Raw genomic sequence first — 21,049 nt, 5'->3', positions numbered from 1 at the left:
AAAATGAAAAATCATATAATATATACAATAGTACTACTACTAGGATTAACTAGTTGTAATGAGTATTTAGATGTAGAACCAATAGGTAAGTTAATACCAGAGAAAATAGAAGATTTTGATCGTTTACTGGTTGGTGGTGCCTATTCAATCCATAGCACATCAGACGAGGAAATTTTATTTATTTCTGCAGATGATGCGGAGCCAATAATTTCTTTTCTGGGAGATATAACAAGTCCAGAAAATTTACCAATTAGGTACTTAAAATGGGAGGCAGATTTGTTTCCTATTAATTCACAAGTGAACCTTTGGAACAGATCTTATGAGAATATTTATACGTATAATTTTATTGTAAAAGGTATTGATAAGGCAACAGGAAAAGATTCTCAGGCAAAGAAAGAGATAAAAGCAGAAGCACGTACAATGCGCTCTTATGAGTATTTTATTTTAGTCAATGCTTTTGCAAAACAATACACTAAATCTACCGCAAATATAGATTTAGGAGTTCCTGTGGTTACAATTCCTGATGTTTTAGCAGAAAGCAAACAAAGATCTACTTTGCAAGAGACTTACGATTTTATTTTAAAGGATTTAAATGAGTCTGTTAACGATTTGCCTATAGATCCAAAAGGTATAACTAGAGCAGGTAGGGCTGCTGGTTATGGTTTGTTGGCTAGAGTTTATTTGCAAATGGGAGACTATGAAAAAGCTAGAGAAAATGCCAATTTAGCTTTAGAAGTGCATGGGGATTTAGCAGATTATACAACCAACGAAAATTTAGGTGTTTTGTATAATAGTGAGCAATATGTAAACAGGTATTTTTCTGGATCTTATGGGTATACAGGCGGTAGTATGACCCAGGAGACACAAGCACTTTACGATTTGGATAATGATATTAGAGTAAACGGTATTTGGGCTTTAAGCTGGAGAGGACTTATGCAAAAATCTTATTCTACACTAAGTAATCATTGTGTTTCCGTGTCAGAAATGTATGTTATTAGAGCAGAATGTAATGCAAGACTTTTAGACGCTAGTGTATCAGATGTTTTAGATGATTTAAATGAATTACGTAGAAATCGTATTGTAGACTACGTAGATATTGAGGGAGTTACAACAAAGGAACAGGCATTAACTTTTGTGCTAGAGGAAAGACGCAGAGAAATGATGTCTACAGGTGTGCGTTGGTTTGATTTAAAAAGGCTAAATCTAGAGTCGGGATATGCGAAAACAATAACACATAATTTAGAAGAAGAGGAATATATTTTACAACCAAATTCTAGTAGGTATGTGTTTCCTATTCCACCAGAGACAATGAATTTTAATCCGAATATGAAACAAAATATAAGAGAGTAATAATTTAAGAGCACCCTTTTTAAGTCCCTAAAAGGTTGCTCTAATAATATTAAAAAGTATGAAAAAATATAAAGCAATATTATTTTTAGTTCTGGTTTTGACTATTAATTTAAACTATGCACAACAAAAAGGAGCAGTTAAGCTAGAGGCTATAGGTCAAGAGTATAAAGGAGAAACCAAAAAAGGTTTAGCAAATGGTCAAGGCAAAGCTTTAGGTATAGAAGATGTATATGAAGGAGAATTTAAAAAAGGACTGCCGCACGGGCAAGGAACCTATACTTGGGGAAATGGAAGCTATTACATAGGTGAGTTTTCTAAAGGAGAAATGGATGGTAAAGGCAAAAAAATAACTTTAGATGGTAACAAAGCTATAGTAAAAACTGAAGACGGTTATTTTAAAGATAATGAGTATTTAGGTAAATATAAAGAACCATACAAGGTTACATCAGATAGTGGAATTAGAAATATAGATTTTCAAAAGAAAGCAGGAACACTTAACCAAGTTAGTTTTGAAGTTTACTCTAATGGCGCACAGATATCTTCTGGCGTATTAGATATAAGTGATAATAAAAATTCTCTTGTAGAGGTAATTGCCAATGTAAAAACAATTACCAATGCTAATTTTCCCTTAGAGAGAATAGAAGTGAGTTTTACCATAAGTAATGTTAGGTACAATGCTGTTTTTGATATCTATCAAAAAGGAAATTGGCACGTGGTAATTTCTGTGTAAACAACTAGTTTTTATATTGTTATTAGTTTACTTGCAAACACTTTTATGTTTGTAAGCAGGATAAAACCATCTTAATATTAATAGGAGTTTTACAAAATCAAAAATATATAATGAAAAAAATATTAAGCTTAATTATGTTATTTGTGTTGTGTTTTTCTTGTAAAGAGAATAAAACAAATACAGGTGAAATTGAAGAGGTGTATACCATTAATGGTAATTTAAAAGGAGTAGTAGAGGGCGTAGAAATTACCTTAAAGTTACAAAGCCCAGACTATTTTAATAATGGTACGGAAATAAGTAAAACTACGATACTAAAGAAAGGCGGGTTTCAGTTTATAGGTAAAACAAATAAACCTGCTTTATATTTTATTACGGTAGAAGATACTATAAAAAAGCGAGGAGACCGGCTTACAATTCCTTTGTTTTTAGAAAATAGTACTATAAACATAGAGGCTAAAGAAAATGAAATTGCTACGTTAAATGCTATTCGTAGTAGCAAATATGATTATCAAAATATAAAAATAGAAGGCTCTAAAAGCCATGTGCAATATGTAGATTTTCAAAGTAATTTAGCTCCAATAACTAAAGAAACTGCCGCTCTTTGGGAAGAAAACACCAAAAATTGGAAAGAGAAGAAAAAACTAACCATAGACGAAGGTATTAATCTGGCATCTAGGTTCGAGGTTAATTCAGATAAAAAGAAGGAATATATTTTCAACTTTACGAAAAATAATTTTAATAATTCGGTGGGTCAGTACACGGCATACTGCGCTATGAAGTTTATAGGTGTTAAGTTTAGTAAAGACCAATTTTATAGGTTACTCTCTTTAGATACAGATGATGTTAATCCTATCTTACTTAACGAAATAAAAGAATATAGTCGTGTTTCTGTAGGTGCAGATTATGTAGACTTAACTTTTGTTAATTCTAAAAACAAATTGGTAAAACTATCTAGTTTAATAGAAAAGAACAAGTACACTTTGGTCGAATTTTGGGCCTCATGGTGCGGCCCTTGTAGAGCAGATATTCCTCATTTAAAGGAGGTATATAAATTGTATAACCCAGAAGGTTTTAATATCGTAAGTATTTCTTTAGATGAAAATAAAGATAGCTGGCAAGAAGCTGTTAAAGAAGAGCAAATGTATTGGAAGCAATATATTGACACTACTGCCTTTAATGGAGATATAAATAAAATATACAAAGTACAAGGTATACCAGCTTGTTTTTTAATAGGTCCAGACGGAAAAATAGTTACAGATAATATGCGTGGTTCTTATATGGATAAGCGCCTAATTAAAATGTACGGAAATAAATTTAAAAAATAAATCTAGATAAAATAATAGTATGAAAAAAAACAAAATGTTTTATGCACTAGTATTGTGCGTGCTTTTTATCTCCTATGTGGTTAGTGCTCAAAGAGGAATAGAAAAACAAAATATTAAGGTGTTGTATGTTGGTTTTAACCCTAAACTAGAAAGACCTACAACGTCTAAATTTTTTAATGCAAACTCAGACAGAGCGAGATTAGATGTTATCTCTAGGTGGCCCGCTTTTATGTTGTATTTAAACACACGTTTTACTAATGTGCAAGCTGTAGACGCTAGGGAGTTTAAAGAGGAAATGTCTTTAGATTATGATGTTACAATTATTGATGAATTAACTACGTCAATTAAAGAAGCAGTAATAGAAAAAGATGCAGAAGGTAATGTTACAAAATACCTGCCTGCGGCATATTTATCTGGTAATTATAAATCTGCAACTATATTTGTTGGTAAAGTTGGTCCAGATATGGGGCAATCTATAGGGAGCAAATTAGATTGGAGCTGTTTATGTCTAAGCGGAGATGCGTATAATGTTAAAACTGAACATCCTATTTTTAATACACCAGAAAAAGTAGATTTAACATTTACTACTAAAAAAACACCAAGCAATTTTTATCATTATCCTAATTCTAGTACTATTCCCAAGGAAATACCTTCATGGAGGGTACAAGGGTTAGACTTTAAAAACTCAGACTACCAAATAGGAATGGTATCTAGGGGCGCTGGTTTTTTAGATTCTCCGGATACAGAATATATTTCTGGAGGAGACAATACTAAAAGTATGGATGCCGTGGCAATTGGTAGGCACGGTAATTTATTTTTATGGGGTTTTAGTGCTTCACCAGATTATATGACAGATGAGGCTCAAAAAGTATTTTCTAATGCCATAGTGTATATGAAAAATTTTAATGGTGTAAGTCTTGTAGCCAAAAAAATGAATGATCGTATTAAAATTAGAGATTCATATCTTTTTTTTAAAAATAGAGATGTAACACAAGAAAATTTTAACGAGTTTAAATCCAAATGGTTAAAATACAAGAAAAAAGATTTTGACAGAAAAAAAGAATTAGAGGCCAAAATTGCTAATGGTGAAAAGTTAAATAAGTTTCAGCAATCGTTTTTAGATAAAATGGAACCTATACCAACTTTAGATTCTTGGTTACCAAAGCAAATAGGGGAAGATATGTATAAGAAATTTGGTGCAGATATAAACGGTTACTTGTCCTATTTAAATACAAATAAAGAATATTTAATAGCAACAGATAATGATATAATTGTAGATGAAGATGTAAAAAAACTTGGTGTATCTAATAGAAAAATAGAGTTATTAGAAAATGCGGTGTCTCTTTTAGATAAAGGTGGTAAAAAAGCAAAATTAGGAAAACGGGTTTTAGATAGGTATACAGAACAAAGTTTTACAACTACAGCCGAGTATAAAACTTGGCTTACGACCAATAAGGATCGTTTGTTTTTTACAGAATCTGGTGGTTATAAATGGTTGGTTAATACAGTTAAATAATATTTATGAAACGTATATATTACATAATAGCGCTACTCTTATTACTTACTGTACAACTAAAAGCGCAAAAAGTAGATGCTACTTTAGAATTATTGGTTTCAATAGCAGAAAAAGACCTTGTAACACAAGATCCAACGGTACAAGATCCGGTAACTGTTAATGCAAAATTAGTTTGGGCAGAAAGTAAAAAGCAATTAGCTGTGGTTATAAAAGCATCCATCTTTACAGATTGGCATATTTATTCTAAGGTAACAAAGGGATCTCCTTTTATACCAACTACAATAGAGGTGAAGTTTCCAGAAGGAGCTTTGCTACCAATAGGAGAATGGGAAAAACCTTTTGATGAGGAGTTTAATGAAAGTTCAAGTATTTACGTAGGTGATGAGTTGTTTTTTATCAGGTATTACAATGTTAAAGATGCAGTAAAAATACAAGGGGAGTTCAGGGCAGGTCTGTATTATCAAGCTTGTGATCCGTTTCAATGTTTTCCGCCAAAAACAAAAATGATTTCATTGTGATAGTATTTAAACGAATAAAGATGAAAAAAATAACAAGTATACTAATAATGGCTTTGTTCTTACATGTTTCTTTTGCGCAAGAAAAAGGAATCAATTTTAAAAAAGATTCTTTTGAAAGTATTTTGGCATTAGCTAAAAAAGAAAATAAACTGGTATTTATAGATTGTTTTACGGTTTGGTGTGGTCCTTGTAAAGAGCTTGTTAAAACAGTGTTTCCGCAAGAAGAAGTTGGCTCTTTTTTTAATGATAATTTTATATCAGTTGCTATAGATATGGAAAAAGGTGAGGGGGTAGAATTGGCTCAGTATTATCAAATAGATTCCTATCCAACACTATTATTTGTAAATTCTAATGGAGATTTAGTAACAAGATCTAGTGGTTTAATAGCTGCCTCAACTCTTTTAGAAAACGCCAAGATCGCATTAGATAAAAAATAAAAATTTTAACAAAATGAAAAAATGTTTAGTAGCATTGTTCCTTATTATAATTACAGCTTGTAATACAAATAAAAAGGAAACTAAAGAAGTTGTTGGTTTTGTAATTAACGGAGAGGTAGATGGTATTCCTGATCAAAAGGTTTACTTAAAACTTGTAGTTAGTGAGGATATGAGTGTTCAGCAATTTGATCCGGTAGAAATAGTTAATGGTAAATTTAAGTTTGAAGGAAAATTAATTAATCCTCCCGCATTAGTTGTTTTTAGTTTTGAAGATGATAGTCTTAATGTATGGACACAATTTGTAATGGATAATTGTACTATGTCCTTATCAATTAAACAAAAGGAAAAAGAAGGGGAAACTTTTATAGAAAGTGAATTAACAGGTTCTGTTGTTAACGACCAATACGAGGTCTATGGTAATGGGTTAAAAGAAATTAATAAAGAAACAATGTTTTTTGCTGCTGATTATAGGAAACTAGGAGATAATGGTAAGTTGCCAAAAGAAGAATGGTCTGCAGAGGATTTGGCAGTGGTAAAAAAAATAGAAAGCAAAAGTAAAGAGGCAGAACTAGCCAGAAATGAATATTTATTAAAAACAGTAAGTAGCAATAATGAATTAAAAAAGATTTTTGCACTTCCTATGTTGTATCACTGGAGTATACCACCTTTTAATACGCCCAAGCAATGTGATAGTGTTTTTAAATCTTTAGATGCATCTCTAAACTTATCTCATTTAAGACAATATTACTATAACGAAATATTAAGAAAGGCAGAATATACACGTTTAAAAGCGGAGGTAACTGTAGGTAACTCTTATAAAGACTTTACTTTAAATGACCAAAACGGAAAACCTGTTAAGGCAAGCGAAGTATTAAAAAAAAATAAATATATGTTGTTAGATTTTTGGGCATCTTGGTGTGGTCCTTGTCGAAAGGAAAACCCTAACGTGCTAAAAGTTTATACTAAATATAAGGAGAAAGGTTTTGATGTTTTAGCTGTTTCTATTGATGATAATAAAGACTCTTGGTTAAAAGCTATTAAGGATGATAATATGCCTTGGACCCAAGTATCTGACTTAAAGGGGCGTGATAACCTTGCGGCAAAATTATATTCTGTTTCAGGAATACCTGCTAGTTTTTTAATTAATAGTGAAGGCCTTATAGTTGCTATAGATTTAAGAGGCGAGGAACTGGATAAAAAATTAGAGGAACTTTTTAAAAACTAAGACCTGTAGTATAGGTGGGGTAAAGAATTAAAAAAGAAACATAAAAAACCTTCAGCAATGAAGGTTTTTTTTATGCAGTAAAGCGTCTGTTTTTTAATGTGCTTTTTTCTTTTTACCAAACATCATTTTAAATAAACCAATAATGGGTAAGGTTAGTAATCCTATAGCCAAGCCAAGCAAAAACTCTTTTAGCATAGCAGGTAAAGGAATATCTTCTATTAAATGATGGAAGTAATCTATATTGTGTGCAAATACGCCACCAGCAACAGAAAGTAGTGCTAGTGTGCCAACAACAGCTAAAAATTTAATAACCCAAGGTAAAGCATTTACAAGCAGGTTTCCGACCTTGTCAGAGAAGCTATCGTCACGTTCATTTAAGTTTATTAGTTTTAAGCCAAACTCATCCATTCTAACAATTAGTGCAACAATACCATAAACTCCAACGGTAGCTATAATTGCAATTACAGTAACTACTATAATTTGTGTTGTAATAGGTTCGCTGGTAACTGTTCCCAATGCAATAATTACAATTTCTACAGATAAGATAAAGTCTGTAACTATAGCAGATTTAATACGTTGCTTTTCAAGAACCATAAGCTCTTCAATAGTAATATCGTCATCTAAAAGCTCTGCAGTATCGTGTTTTTGACCAGATACAAATTCATATATTTTTTCTGCACCTTCATAAGCTAAGTATAAACCACCTAAAACAAGAATAACAGTTACGGCAATAGGTATAAAAGCACTTAGTAAAAAAGCAAAGGGTAAAATAATAAGTTTATTTAAAAAAGAACCTTTAGTAATGGCCCATAGTACAGGTAATTCTCTGTCAGATATAAAACCAGAAGCCTTTTCTGCATTCACAGCTAAATCATCTCCAAGGATACCTGCTGTCTTTTTAGCAGCTACTTTACTCATAACAGCAACATCGTCCATAAGCGCTGCTATATCATCTAATAATGCAAAAAAACCTGATGCCATATGTGTCTATCTTTTTTTAAAAGTTTAAAAATATACTTTTTCTTTAAACTGTTGAAGTCACAAAGATAAATGATTAAAATAAAGTGAGGTATGGAAAAGGTGTTGTAGCGACTAATTTTAAAAAAAGAGGCAGAATTAAAGCTGAAAACTTTTTTAGGGTAATCTAATTTTTTCACTTTCAAAAAGGTATAAAACCAAAAAAACCTTCAACAAATGTTGAAGGTTTTTGCGGTCTGGACGGGACTCGAACCCGCGACCCCCTGCGTGACAGGCAGGTATTCTAACCAACTGAACTACCAGACCGTGGCGTTTAGCGGTTGCAAATATACAGAGGTTATTTGGTTCTGCAAAACTTTTTGAAAGAATTTTTAATTTTTTTTTAAAATTTTTGTCGCTCCACCATATAGGTATTAAAAATTGAAGCAAAATTTTGAGCAACATCTACAGCCACGTATTTTATCTTGTATTGTGCGCACTTTAATTTGATGTCTGATAGATAAGAAGTTAACTCTTTTTGGTACGCTTCTTTTACATTCTCTGCATACAAATCTATCTCTTGGTTGGTCTCTACATCTACAAAACGCTTAGGGGCATCATCAAAATTAAAAAAAAGTTCTTTTTCTTTATCCAGTAGATGAAAAAGTACAACTTCATGTTTATTATATTTTAAATGTTGCAATGCATCAAACAATTTTTCGTCCTCTTCTTCTGTCTGAAACATATCTGTAAAAAGAAATACCAAACTACGTTTGTGCATTTTTTCCGCTATTTGGTGTAAATAAGTATATGTTTTTGTTTTCTGAGCCGGATTTTTATCTGTTACCACTTCCGTAAGCTTTGCCAAAAGCATTTGGTGGTGACGTTCACTACTTTTTTCAGAGGAATAAAAATTATAGGCATCAGAATAAATACTTAAACCAACAGCATCTCTCTGTTTTTTTAAAATATTCATTAAACCAGCAATAGCTAATACGCCAAAACCTATTTTATTTAAGTTGTTTACGTCTAGTTTTTTTACTTCAGGATAATACATAGAAGCAGAGTTATCTAAGATCATATGACACCTTAAGTTCGTTTCTTCCTCGTATTTTTTAGTATACAGCTTATCTGTCTTAGCAAAAAGCTTCCAATCTATATGTTTGGTGCTTTCTCCTTTATTGTAAATTTTATGCTCTGCAAATTCTGCAGAAAACCCATGAAACGGACTCTTATGTATTCCACTAATAAAACCTTCTACTACCTGTTTAGCTAAAAGCGATAGGTTTAGTAGTGGTTGCGCATTTAAATTGTCCTTTAGGTTCATAAATTTATAATTTTATGGTTTGCGCCTTTTCTAAATCATCCGTGGTTTGCAATATTTTTTTCAACAGAATAGTATTAAAGTTAGGGTTTTTAGCTAAAAAACCTTCAAGTATTTGGTAAGCATCTTTAGATGTGTACTGCCCAATAGAGCTTGCTAGCCAATTCTTAGGAAAAAATATATCTCCTGTTAGTTGTATTTCTTCTAACTTATTTAAACACTTTTCTAAGTGTTTTTTACTTTCGGTTTGGCGTAAAGGATGGTGTATGTAACCTAACGCTGCCAATACCCAAGATTCTTTTTCTCTGTTTTTAGCATCAAATAAAGAAACCATAAAAGCATCTCTTTCTTTTACATTGTTGCTTAAAGACGGTTGTAACCACTTAAACCTTGCTAGTTTATCTGGATTACTAATACGTGTTTCTTGCTCTTTTAAAATTTCGGTAGACTTTGAGTGCTTTTTTATAACTAATTCGGCAGCAAGACTGGTATAATCGTCTTCGTTTAAAAATAATTCTGGTATACTCATCTCTTTTTTCCAAATGGCATATAAATTATGTATTGCTTTGTTTGATGCTGAAATGGACTTATAAAGATTAAAAATAGTTTTTTTAAATGCCTTAGGTTTAGTGCTTTTTACTAGAGCAAACAACGTATCTTCTGTTGCTGCTTGTATTTCTTTTTTACTTTTTTCTGATAAAAAACTCCAATATAAATCTCTAGTTCTACCTGAAACATAATCTAGAATAAGTTCATTTTTTTCTGATGCCACTCCGTTTAAAAATACGTTATAGGCATCTAAAGCAGGTACTTTGTTGTTTAAAAATACTTCATATAAATTAATATAGCTGTAAGCACGTGCAGTATCGTCTTTAATATCTTTTATTTTAGCAATGTTAGCTACATGAACTGGAAAAACACCATAGCCAAAACCGTTAGAGTTATAAATAACTTGCTCTGGCATTGCAAGTCCTTTAGTTTCTTTAAGATCAAGAGTTTTACCGCTTATAGTTGTATTTATAGTTTTTACACTGTCTTTATATATAAGTTGTATAGCAAAAGATTGTGGCCATATTTTATCTGTACCATCTTCTGCTTTTTGTGTAATTGTAAAATTTGCTATTTTGTTATCCTTATAGGTAATATGATCTGTAAAAACAGGCCTTCCAGATTTGTTTACCCAAACGTCTGACCAGTTCTTTATGTCTACATCAGATTTTTTGTCTAAAATAGAAACCAAATCATTCCAATCTGCATTACCATTAGCAAAGGTTTTTATGTACTCTTGCATACCTTCTTTAAAAGCGTCTTTTCCTAAAACGGCTTCTAATTGCTGCATCATTATAGGAGCTTTGTTATAAATGATTCTACCATATAAAGAACCTGCATTTTTTAGATTGTCTAAATCTTGCCTAATAGGGTTAGTACCTTTGGTGCGATCTTCTGAATAAGCACTAGGGTAGTGGGTCATCATAAATTTTAATTGATGGTCTATATCCGGAAAAAGTGGATTCATAATTTTATCTGCCATAAAATTAGCAAACACTTCTTTTAGCCAAACATCATTAAACCATTGCATTGTCACTAAATCTCCAAACCACATATGTGATGTTTCATGAGCAATTAATTTAGCACGAGATAATTTTTGATTCTGAGTAGCATTCTTATCTAAAAACAAAGATGATTCTCTGTATTGTATGGCTCCTACGTGCTCCATACCACCATACTGAAAAGGCGGTATACTAGCAAAATCCATTTTTTGGAATGGAAATTTATAGTTGGTATAGTCTATAAGAAAGTCTAAAGATTGTTGGTGAATATTAAATACCTCACTAGTACTCTCTGCAATTTTTTCTTTATTGTTTTCTCGGTATAAAAAGCGCATATCAAATGCACCAGGATTTTTAATTTCCTCGGTAAACTTACCAGCTACAAATGAAAACAAGTAGGTGCTCATTTTATCTGTAGTATTAAAAATATGAGTAGTATACCCTTCTTTTTCTTTTTCTATTTTTTCTTTTTCTGTGCCTCCGCAAAGTACTTTCCAATCTTTAGGAGCTGTAATGGTTAAATCGTAAGTTGCTTTTAAGTTAGGCTGATCTAAACAAGGAAACAATGTACTAGCTCTGTCTGGTACTAATAACGTATATAAAAACTCTTCGTTTCTGTTAAGCGATAACTCGCCTGCGTTAAAAGAAATCTCAATTTTATTTTCACCTATTATTAATAGGTCACTAGAAATAATTAAATGCTCGTTGGTATGGTTAATTGGTGCGCTTACACCATTTACGCTAAGTGTTTTTAAATGATCTTTTTTTTCATTAAAATCTAAAATAAGATCGTATTGTAAGTCAGCAATGTATGCCGTAAGTGTTAAGGTAGTAGGTATTGGATCTTCTAGATTTTTAGGAATAGAAAAATCTAACGCATAGTGTAAATCTTTAATCTGTTCTCTTCTGTATTTAGCTAGATTTAAAGAAATGCCTTTTTCTATAGGCAAACTAGTAGGCCTTTCTTTTTTTTGTGGACAACCAACCAAGGTTAATGCTATTAGAACAAGTAGCGTATATTTTTTCATATGGAGTTTAGATAAGTAGTAAAAATAAAAAAGGGTTTGACAAACGCCAAACCCTTTTTTATAATTGTATGCTTTAGACTATAATAAAGCGTCTATTGCGTCTGTATAAACTTGTTTTGGAGAAACACCAACTTGTCTGCTAACCATTTCACCATTTTTAAATACTAATACAGTTGGTATGTTACGTACACCGTATTTCGCAGCAAATTCTTGGTTTGCATCTACGTCTACTTTACCAACAATAGCTTTTCCTTCGTACTCAGAACTAACTTCGTCAATGATAGGACCAACCATTCTACATGGACCACACCAAGCTGCCCAAAAATCTACAACAACTGGTTTGTCACTTTTTAAAACAACTTCGTCAAAAGTTGCGTCTGTTATTTCTAATGCCATAATTTTATTTTTTAATATTATACAAAGTTAGTCAAATAAATTCCTATTTCCTTAACAACGAACTATACCTATTATCTATTGTTCTATTAATTATTTTTATAGCAGAACGTAAGGGCTATTGTTATTTTCTGATGTTTAAAATTAATTGTAATTCTACGTCTAAGCAAATAAATTGTCTAATAAATGCGCTTCAACCAAATTTGGAACGGTAACCTTTAAGGTCGGAGTTCTTTCCATTTCTCGTTCTATGGCAAAAATAGCCTCTTTATTACGTGCCCAGCTTCGTCTAGATATACCGTTATTTACATCATAAAAAAGCATATTTTTTAATTTCTTAGAAGCTTCTGTAGAGCCATCTAAAACCATACCAAAGCCACCATTTATGACTTCTCCCCAGCCTACGCCGCCGCCATTGTGAATAGATACCCAAGTTGCGCCTCTAAAACTATCGCCAATTACATTGTGTATGGCCATATCTGCGGTAAACTTACTGCCATCATAAATATTACTGGTTTCTCTAAAAGGAGAATCTGTACCACTAACATCATGGTGGTCTCTACCTAAAACTATAGGAGCAGAAAGTTCTCCTGTTTTTATGGCTTGGTTAAATGCTTCTGCAATTTTTGCTCTACCTTCTGCATCTGCATATAAAATACGTGCTTGTGAGCCTACAACCAGTTTGTTTTGTTCTGCCTCCCTAATCCAAGTAATATTATCTTGCATTTGTTGCTGAATTTCTTCTGGAGCAGTAGCTTTAATTTCTTCCATTACTTTTAAGGCAATAGCGTCTGTTTTTTGTAAATCTTTAGGCTTACCAGAAGAACACACCCAACGGAAAGGTCCAAAACCATAATCAAAACACATAGGTCCTAATATATCTTGCACATAAGATGGGTATTTAAAATCTATATTATTCTCTGCCATAACAGCACCACCAGCACGAGATGCTTCTAGTAAAAAGGCATTGCCATAATCAAAAAAATAGGTACCATTAGCTGTATGTTTATTAATTGCAGCTACTTGTCTTTTTAAAGACTCTTGTACTTTTTGCTTAAAAGCATTAGGGTTTGCACTCATTAACTCGTTAGATTCTTCAAAAGAGAGATCTACAGGGTAATAACCACCTGCCCATGGGTTGTGCAAAGATGTTTGGTCTGATCCTAAATGAACAAAAATGTCTTCTTCATAAAAACGTTCCCAAACCTCTACAATATTACCAATGTAAGCTATAGAAACAACCTCATTGTTTTGTTGTGCTTTTTTGGTTCTATCAATTAAATCATCAATAGTGTCAATTAAAACATCTACCCAGCCTTGTGCGTGTCTTTTTGTTGCTGCCGCTGCATTAACCTCTGCGCAAATAGTAATACAACCCGCAATATTACCAGCTTTTGGTTGTGCGCCACTCATACCACCCAAACCAGCAGTTAAAAATATTTTACCTGCAGAGGTTTCATTCGGTTCTAATACTTTTCTAAATGCGTTCATTACTGTAATTGTAGTTCCATGTACAATACCTTGTGGACCAATGTACATATAAGAACCGGCTGTCATTTGTCCGTATTGGGTAACACCAAGAGCATTATATTTTTCCCAATCGTCTGGTTTAGAGTAATTAGGAATCATCATTCCGTTGGTAACAACAACACGTGGAGCCTCTTTAGTAGAAGGGAAAAGTCCCATTGGATGACCAGAATAAATGTGCAACGTTTGTTCCTCTGTCATTGTTGCTAAATACTGCATAGTTAGTACGTATTGAGCCCAATTTTGAAAAACCGCACCATTACCACCATAGGTAATTAGTTCCTCTGGATGTTGTGCAACCGCAGGATCTAAGTTATTCTGAATCATTAATTGTAATGCTGCAGCTTGTGGTGTTTTTGCTGGATATTCTGATATTGGTCTTGCGTAAATATCATATTCAGGTTTAAACCTAAACATATAAATACGACCATAATTTTGTAGTTCGTTCGCAAATTCTTTTGATAATTCTGCGTGCCAAGCAGCAGGAAAATAACGTAATGCATTTTTTAAGGCTAACTTTTTCTCTTCTAAAGAAAGAATGTCTTTTCTTTTTGGAGCGTGATTAGCATCTTGTGCATATTCTCTTTTTGCAGGTAATGTAGTAGGTATACCCTGAAGAATTTGAGATTTAAAATCCATTTTAATCTATTTTAATATTGAAATATTTTTAACTGTCTTATTGATCTAAAAATCTATTTTAGTTCCTTTTTTCCAGACTTGACTCGGTTTTAGCTGTCCTTGTTGGTATAAAATTTCTTTATAGTTTGATGTAGGAAAGGAGATAAAATCTGCTATAAGACCTTTTTCTAACACGCCTCTGTCTTTAAGACTTAAAGCAGCAGCGGCTCTAAAAGTGATGCCAGATAAAACCTCGGCATTACTTAATTTTTGAAAAGTCCCTAAAATTGAAGCTTGTGTAAGTAAATCTCCCATAGGAGCAGAACCCGGATTATGGTCACTGGCAATTGCAACAGCACCACCAGCATCTAATATTTTACGAGCAGGTGTAAAAGCGCATCCAAGACCTATACTTGCACCAGGTAAAGCAGTAGAAATAACATCGCTTTTTGCTAAAATTTTTATTTCTTCATCTGTACTAGCCTCTAAGTGGTCTGCACTAACGGCATTAAAATCTACAGCAACTTTACTGCCACCAGTAGAAAACTGATCTGCGTGTACCGTAATTGTAAAACCCATTTCCTTTGCCTTTTTAAAGTAAGGCGCAATTACTTCTGCAGTAAATGCACCTTCTTCAATAAAAGCATCAATTCTGGTTGTTAGGTTTTCTTCTTTTATTAGGGGAAAAAGGGAGATGCTTATTTCTTCTAAATAGTCACTTGCGGTACCAGGATAATCTTTTGGGTGCATATGTGCAGCCAAGCAAGTCGAGATTAAATCGGCTTTAATTCTGTTATCTACATTTTTTATAGCGCGTAACATTTTAAGTTCTTCGTAAACCGATAAACCGTAGCCACTTTTAACTTCTATAGTTGTAACGCCATTTTTTAAATGTTTATTTGCTCTTTTGGTAATACCTTCTTCTAGTTCTAACATACTAGCTTTTCTGGTTTGTGTAACGGTATCCCAAATACCACCACCAGCTTTAGAAATCTCTAAATAGGTTTTTCCTGCATTACGCATGGCATAATCATTTGCTCTAGAACCACCATAACAAATATGGGTGTGAGAATCTATAAAACCTGGCAGGCATACAGAGTCGTCCTTTATTTCTTCAAGTAAGGTTTCTTTTATGTCTACTTCCTTTAGTAAATCTAAATATTTTCCAACGGCAATAATAGTATTATCCTTAACTACTATTCCGCCATTTTCTATTACTAAAAGTTGCTCGTCTTTTACAGCGCCTTTAACAGAAATTCCTGTCATTGGTAATAATTGTGTAAAAGGGCCTATAAGTTTTTGTTTCATATTAGTAGATTTCAAAGTCATCTGCAAACGGAATATCCATTGTTAGGTTTTCACGTTGTTTAACCTCTTCAATAGCTTTTAAAATAGTTCCGTTTTTTATCATTTCTATTCCTGCTTCAATATCTGTAGAAAAAACACGGTCTTTATCTGCAAAGGCAACTTTTTTACGAATCTCGGTATGCACTTCTTCTAAAAATAAGCCCGATTTTAATGGCTTTCTAAATTCAAAAGCCTGTGCTGCAGTTAGCATTTCTATAGCTAATATTTTTTCTACATTTCCAATAACTTGTAATGCTTTACGCCCTCCAATAGAACCCATACTTACGTGGTCTTCTTGTCCTAAAGACGTTGGTATGCTATCTGCACTAGACGGAAAACAAAGTCCTTTGTTTTCACTAGCTAAAGCAGCAGTTGTGTATTGCAAAATCATATAACCAGAATTAATTCCGGTTTCACTCATTAATAATTTAGGCACTCCCGGACTGTTACCTTCTAATGCTAAATATATTCTTCGGTCAGATATGTTACCAACTTCAGATGCTGCTAAACACGCATAATCTAAAGCCATAGCTAAAGGTTGCCCGTGAAAACTACCACCACTAATTGTTAGTTCTTCATCTATAATAATAGGATTGTCTGTAACCGAATTTAATTCAATCTCTAACAATTCTTTTAAATGCAACCAAGCATTTCTAGACGCACCGTGTACTTGTGGTATACAGCGTAAAGAATAGGGATCTTGTACACGATCACAGTTTGCGTGGTCTTCCATAATTTCTGAACCTTTTAGCAAACGTTTTACTTTTTTGGCAACATATAAATTACCTTTAAATGGGCGTAATGCGTGCAATTCGTTATAAAAAGGCTTAATGGAACCTTGCAAGCCTTCAATCATCATAGCTCCAATAATATCTGCTTGTGCAAGGCAACTTTGCAATTTTTCTACCACTTTTACAGCGTGTGCAGCAATAAATTGTGTGCCATTAATTAGGGCTAAACCTTCTTTAGGGCCTAAGTCTATACTTTGCATTTCTGTTTTTTCAAACAAAGAAGAAGTCTCCATAATATAACCATTATAGTCAACCTTACCCAAACCAATTAATGGTAAAAATAAATGAGAAAGCGGAGCCAAATCTCCAGAGGCACCCACAGAACCTTGAGCCGGTACAACAGGTATAGCATTAGTATCTATATGCCATAAAATACGATCTAAGGTTGCTTCTGCAATACCAGAATACCCTTGTGCTAGACTATTCATTTTTAAGATAAGCATTAGTTTTGCAATCTCTTTGTCTATAGGTTCGCCAACGCCAACACTATGACTTTTTAAAATATTAGATTGTAATATTTTTGTTTCCTCTTTAGATATTTTAGTTGTGCATAAAGGTCCAAACCCCGTATTTATGCCATAAACTGGATCTCCTTTATCTACAATGTTGGCAACAGTTTTACTGCTGTTTCTTATTTTAATACGAGAGAAATCTGAAATCAACCCTTTGGTTGTACCTCTAGCAATAGAAAGTGCAATACCTGCGGTTAAATGGTCTTCTCCAAAATTAAAGGTCTTAGGCATGTTAAGCATAGCATATATTTTAATACTATAAAATTATTGATTAAGTTTGATAATTACCAATATCATATTTGTCAATTACTAATAACTATGGGTTATCAATTAGAATTACGTCATTTTAATTACTTTTTAGCTGTTGCTGAAGAATTACACTTTAGAAAAGCAGCAGAACGGTTGTTTATTTCGCAACCAGGATTAAGTAGACAAATAAAGCAAATGGAAGAAATTCTAGAGACGCAGCTTTTTATTCGAAATAAAAAAAAGGTGGAGTTAACAGTTGCTGGGATTTATTTAAAAGATGAAATAGAGTTTATTTTAAATCATTTAGAACTTACAAAACGACATATAAAATTGATAAGTCAGGGTAAGTTTGGAGAACTTAATATTGGCTTTTTAGGTTCTGCTATGCAAACGGTAATACCAGATTTGTTATTAAAATTGAAAGATGCTTTTCCAGAAATAAATACCAGTTTAGAAGAGCTATCTAACAACGCACAGTTAAATGCTGTTTTAAAAGACGGCTTAGATATTGGTTTTGTGCGTATGGTAAGAGTACCAAAGGGTTTGGGAATAAAGCCAGTGTTTAATGATACTTTTTCTATAGTTGTACCCGCTAACCATAAAATTACAGAAACGAACTTTAAGGGAATGCAGCAATTTTTAGATGAGAATTTTATTCTGTTTTCGCAAGATTATAGTCCGCTGTATTATGATACGGTTATGAGCATTTGTGAAGATGCGGGTTTTACGCCAAAAGTGTCTCATAAATCTGTACACGCACAAACCATTTTTACATTGGTAGAAAATAATTTGGGCGTTGCCATTGTGCCTACTTCTTTACAGCAAGGTTTTAATATGAATGTAAAATTTATAGAACTTAAAAAAATACCACAACGAGCAGTATTATCTGTTATTTGGAAAGAAGACAATAGAAACCCTGTTTTAAAACATTGTATGCAGTTGTTGTTGGGTGATAAAAATTAGAATTAACAAATACTTTTAAAAGGTGTATTGGCTTAACCTTTATCTTTGTAGTGCTTAATAATTGAACTTATGATTTTAGATATAATAATGAAGAGGAGATCTGTTTTTCCTGCACAATATAACGACAAACCAATAGCAAAAGAATTAATTGAAAAAGTTTTAGAAGCTGGCAATTGGGCACCATCACATAAAAAGACAGAACCTTGGCGTTTTAAAGTAATACAAGGTGAGACAAGAGCAAAACTAGGAATGTTTTTGTCTTTAAAATATATGGAGAATGATCCTAAGCCAAAGCAGTTTAAGGTTGAAAAGCTAATAAATAATCCGCAAAAAGCGGGAGCAATAATTGCTATTTGTATGCAGAGAGATCCTAATGAGTCTGTTCCAGAATGGGAAGAAGTTGCGGCAACTGCAATGGCAGTACAAAATATGTGGCTTACGTGTACAGATTTGGGTATTGGTAGTTATTGGAGTTCTCCTGGATTGGTGAAATATATGGGAGAATTTTTTGCGATGGAAGAAGGAGAAGTATGTCTTGGTTTCTTTTATATGGGATATTCAGATGACGAGCTTCCTGAAGCAACCAGAGGAGCTGTTGAAGATAAAACAGTTTGGTTGTAGCTAATTGCTAACTAGTACTATTTTTTTAGAAGCATCAAAAATTGAATATTTATTTAATTTTTGATGCTTTCTTATAGTTCTTTTATGGTATAATACAATTGTTCTATTACAGCACTCATTTTAGAAATAGCAAGGGTTTCTAAATTATCTTTATTTGTGTGGTAATTTTTGTTGCGGTAAAAAGAGGTGTTGGTTATCATAACTGCGGGGTAATTTAAATTCCAGTAGTTTAAATGATCAGAAAAATCTACGCCAGTAACAAGAGAAGATCCTTTAAAAGCTACAGTAGGTATCAGTTTCTGTTTTTTCATTAAGTTTTCTATTTCTGTACCAAAACTGCCACTTTTTTCATTTTGAACAACAGTTATAAAATTAGCGCGATTGCCGTAAATAGCACTCATACCTTCTATAGGGTACGTTTGTGTGTTAGCCTCATCGTTATAATAACCAATCATTTCTAAGCAAATCATACCCTTTACAGGTATCTTATTATCTTTTAAATAATTTGCATGCACATAGCTTCCCATTTTCTCAGTTCTAAAAAAAGGAGGTTCTTCTAGTGTGTAGGCAACAAAATCTATTCTATAATCAAGTTTTTCTTTAGCTAATAAACGTGCTAGTTCTAATAATCCGGCAACACCACTTGCGTTATCGTCGGCACCTTCTTGATCGCCATAAACATCATAATGGGCACCAATAATTAAGCGTTCTTTATGTTCTGTGCCCATAGAGCCAAGGACATTTTTGTAAGTTTCATTTTCAACCTTATATTCTTGGTAGGTAGTAGAGTCGCACACTTTAGCAAGTTCAACTTTAATGTAGCTCGCAATTGAGTTAAGGGTTTTTATATTTTTATAATTTCTGCTATTCTGTGTTTTTGTAATTTTTAGCAAGTCTTTTTTAATACGTACCGTATCTATATTAGTTACAGTCTGGGAGCTGGTCTTTTTTTGTCCGCAAGAAATTAAGAAGGAAAGTAGTATAAGGGTTGATAGTATTTTTTTCATACGTATGATTTTAACTGTAAAAAAACGGAAACAACGCTTCACTGTATTCCCAAACGGTAGAAATAAACAGGCCTATATATATTATAGAGAGCATAAATTTTAAAAAAGTACCGGTTAAAAAGCCAATAAAAGAACCAAAAGCAGCTTTAAATGCTGTTTTTTGGTCGGCTTTATTTAAAAGTTCCCCTACAAAAGCACCTACAAAGGGCCAAACTACAATTCCAAATATACCCAATACAGGAAAAAATATAGCAACCAATAAACCAATAGTTGTACCTATCATACCAGCTTTTGTACCTCCAAATTTTTTGGTTCCAATAGCCGGAATAATATAATCTAGAGCAAAAACTACTAATGCTATTACCAGAGTAACACTAAGAAAAACCCAGTCGTTGGGTATCGCTTTTGTTAGGTATAGCACTAGTAAGCCAAGCCAACTTATTGGTGGCCCAGGTAAAACAGGTAAAAAACTACCAATAATACCAGTTAACATTAGAATAATACCTAGTACTAAAAGCGCTATATCCATTATTTAATTTACTTGTTTGACGAAGATAAGAACAATTTGTTACAAATTTTTCACCTAAAACATTAGTTTAAACTAAAATATTAGTTATATTAGCAGAAGAATATCAGATAAATAGTACTAAATTCATATTCACAGTGTTCTAGAATTTACATAAAATAAAAAAGAATGAAGCAGTTAACGAAGGCAGAAGAAGAGATTATGCAAGTGCTATGGAGCTTAGAAAAAACGAGCGTTGCAGATGTAATAGAGGAGTTGCCAACACCAAAGCCAGCATACAACACAGTATCTACGATTGTGCGTATTCTAGAAAATAAAGGTTTTGTAGGTCACGAAAAGTTGGGGAGAGGGTATTTGTATTTTCCGCTTATTAAAAAAGCAGATTACAGCAACCAATCTATTAATAAATTAATGGAAGGTTATTTTCAAGGTTCATTTAAAAGTATGGTATCGTTTTTTATGAAAAAGAACGATATGAGTTTATCTGAATTGGAATCAATTTTAAAGGATATTAAAGAAGACGATAAAGAATAGA

19 protein-coding genes and 1 tRNA gene are annotated in these 21,049 nt (G+C 32.8%); 10 read left to right on the top strand and 10 right to left on the bottom strand.

The window, feature by feature from the left end; genetic code table 11:
* Positions 1–3: 3 nt before the first annotated feature.
* The 7 genes from M4I21_RS15400 to M4I21_RS15370 all read left to right on the top strand — a co-directional run bounded on the left by M4I21_RS15400 (position 4) and on the right by M4I21_RS15370 (position 7,101).
* The gene (locus tag M4I21_RS15400) at positions 4–1,350 is read left to right on the top strand and encodes a RagB/SusD family nutrient uptake outer membrane protein (RefSeq protein WP_249560119.1); all 1,347 of its coding nucleotides are present in this window, start codon (positions 4–6) and stop codon (positions 1,348–1,350) included.
* A gap of 58 nt (positions 1,351–1,408) precedes the next feature.
* Positions 1,409–2,080 (top strand): MORN repeat-containing protein, encoded by a 672-nt coding sequence (locus tag M4I21_RS15395; protein ID WP_249560118.1) that lies wholly within the window; start codon positions 1,409–1,411, stop codon positions 2,078–2,080.
* Between the two features lie 110 nt (positions 2,081–2,190).
* Positions 2,191–3,405 carry a TlpA disulfide reductase family protein gene (locus M4I21_RS15390; RefSeq protein WP_249560117.1) on the top strand — a complete coding sequence of 405 codons (1,215 nt, stop codon included), beginning with the start codon at positions 2,191–2,193 and terminating at the stop codon, positions 3,403–3,405.
* A 19-nt stretch (positions 3,406–3,424) separates the two neighbouring features.
* Positions 3,425–4,921, top strand: a complete 1,497-nt coding sequence (locus M4I21_RS15385; RefSeq protein WP_249560116.1) for a hypothetical protein — start codon at positions 3,425–3,427, stop codon at positions 4,919–4,921.
* A 5-nt stretch (positions 4,922–4,926) separates the two neighbouring features.
* A complete protein-coding gene (locus M4I21_RS15380; protein WP_249560115.1) occupies positions 4,927–5,439 on the top strand; it encodes a protein-disulfide reductase DsbD domain-containing protein in 513 nt (170 codons plus the stop codon).
* 20 nt (positions 5,440–5,459) lie between these two features.
* Positions 5,460–5,876: a thioredoxin family protein gene (locus M4I21_RS15375; protein ID WP_249560114.1), complete on the top strand. Its 417-nt coding sequence runs from the start codon at positions 5,460–5,462 to the stop codon at positions 5,874–5,876.
* 13 nt (positions 5,877–5,889) lie between these two features.
* A complete protein-coding gene (locus tag M4I21_RS15370) occupies positions 5,890–7,101 on the top strand; it encodes a TlpA disulfide reductase family protein (protein ID WP_249560113.1) in 1,212 nt (403 codons plus the stop codon).
* Positions 7,102–7,194: 93 nt separating this feature from the next.
* On the opposite strand, the gene M4I21_RS15365 is transcribed toward M4I21_RS15370, so the two are convergent.
* The 8 genes from M4I21_RS15365 to hutH form a co-directional block, all read right to left on the bottom strand.
* Entirely contained in the window at positions 7,195–8,082 is an 888-nt protein-coding gene (locus tag M4I21_RS15365) for a DUF808 domain-containing protein (protein WP_249560112.1), read from the bottom strand.
* 229 nt (positions 8,083–8,311) lie between these two features.
* Positions 8,312–8,385, bottom strand: a tRNA-Asp gene (locus tag M4I21_RS15360).
* A gap of 76 nt (positions 8,386–8,461) precedes the next feature.
* Complete coding sequence (locus tag M4I21_RS15355) at positions 8,462–9,385, bottom strand: DUF58 domain-containing protein (protein ID WP_249560111.1); 924 nt, start codon at positions 9,383–9,385, stop codon at positions 8,462–8,464.
* 4 nt (positions 9,386–9,389) lie between these two features.
* Positions 9,390–11,960: a M1 family metallopeptidase gene (locus M4I21_RS15350; RefSeq protein ID WP_249560110.1), complete on the bottom strand. Its 2,571-nt coding sequence runs from the start codon at positions 11,958–11,960 to the stop codon at positions 9,390–9,392.
* A gap of 78 nt (positions 11,961–12,038) precedes the next feature.
* The gene (gene trxA, locus M4I21_RS15345; protein WP_072304266.1) at positions 12,039–12,356 is read right to left on the bottom strand and encodes a thioredoxin; all 318 of its coding nucleotides are present in this window, start codon (positions 12,354–12,356) and stop codon (positions 12,039–12,041) included.
* Between the two features lie 159 nt (positions 12,357–12,515).
* Positions 12,516–14,519, bottom strand: a complete 2,004-nt coding sequence (hutU, locus tag M4I21_RS15340; protein WP_249560109.1) for a urocanate hydratase — start codon at positions 14,517–14,519, stop codon at positions 12,516–12,518.
* Positions 14,520–14,564: 45 nt separating this feature from the next.
* Positions 14,565–15,806: an imidazolonepropionase gene (gene hutI, locus M4I21_RS15335; RefSeq protein ID WP_249560108.1), complete on the bottom strand. Its 1,242-nt coding sequence runs from the start codon at positions 15,804–15,806 to the stop codon at positions 14,565–14,567.
* Position 15,807: 1 nt separating this feature from the next.
* The gene (gene hutH, locus M4I21_RS15330; RefSeq protein ID WP_249560107.1) at positions 15,808–17,388 is read right to left on the bottom strand and encodes a histidine ammonia-lyase; all 1,581 of its coding nucleotides are present in this window, start codon (positions 17,386–17,388) and stop codon (positions 15,808–15,810) included.
* Between the two features lie 78 nt (positions 17,389–17,466).
* Here hutH and M4I21_RS15325 point away from each other — a divergent pair, with 78 nt between their 5' ends.
* Positions 17,467–18,360, top strand: coding sequence for a LysR family transcriptional regulator (locus tag M4I21_RS15325; RefSeq protein ID WP_249560106.1), 894 nt, complete (start codon positions 17,467–17,469; stop codon positions 18,358–18,360).
* Between the two features lie 69 nt (positions 18,361–18,429).
* Positions 18,430–18,981, top strand: a complete 552-nt coding sequence (locus M4I21_RS15320) for a nitroreductase family protein (RefSeq protein ID WP_249560105.1) — start codon at positions 18,430–18,432, stop codon at positions 18,979–18,981.
* A 71-nt stretch (positions 18,982–19,052) separates the two neighbouring features.
* On the opposite strand, the gene M4I21_RS15315 is transcribed toward M4I21_RS15320, so the two are convergent.
* Positions 19,053–19,988 (bottom strand): M28 family peptidase, encoded by a 936-nt coding sequence (locus tag M4I21_RS15315; protein WP_249560104.1) that lies wholly within the window; start codon positions 19,986–19,988, stop codon positions 19,053–19,055.
* A gap of 10 nt (positions 19,989–19,998) precedes the next feature.
* On the bottom strand, positions 19,999–20,517 hold the full coding sequence (locus tag M4I21_RS15310; protein ID WP_249560103.1) for a DUF456 domain-containing protein: 519 nt from the start codon (positions 20,515–20,517) through the stop codon (positions 19,999–20,001).
* 165 nt (positions 20,518–20,682) lie between these two features.
* Between M4I21_RS15310 and M4I21_RS15305 the strand changes: the two genes are divergently transcribed.
* Positions 20,683–21,048, top strand: coding sequence for a BlaI/MecI/CopY family transcriptional regulator (locus M4I21_RS15305; protein WP_249560102.1), 366 nt, complete (start codon positions 20,683–20,685; stop codon positions 21,046–21,048).
* Position 21,049 lies beyond the last annotated feature (1 nt).

It is taken from the genome of Cellulophaga sp. 20_2_10 (assembly GCF_023476645.1).
In the GTDB taxonomy this organism is placed as follows: domain Bacteria; phylum Bacteroidota; class Bacteroidia; order Flavobacteriales; family Flavobacteriaceae; genus Cellulophaga.
Note: the sequence above shows the minus strand (reverse complement) of the source record. Positions and strands in the feature narration are given on the sequence as shown.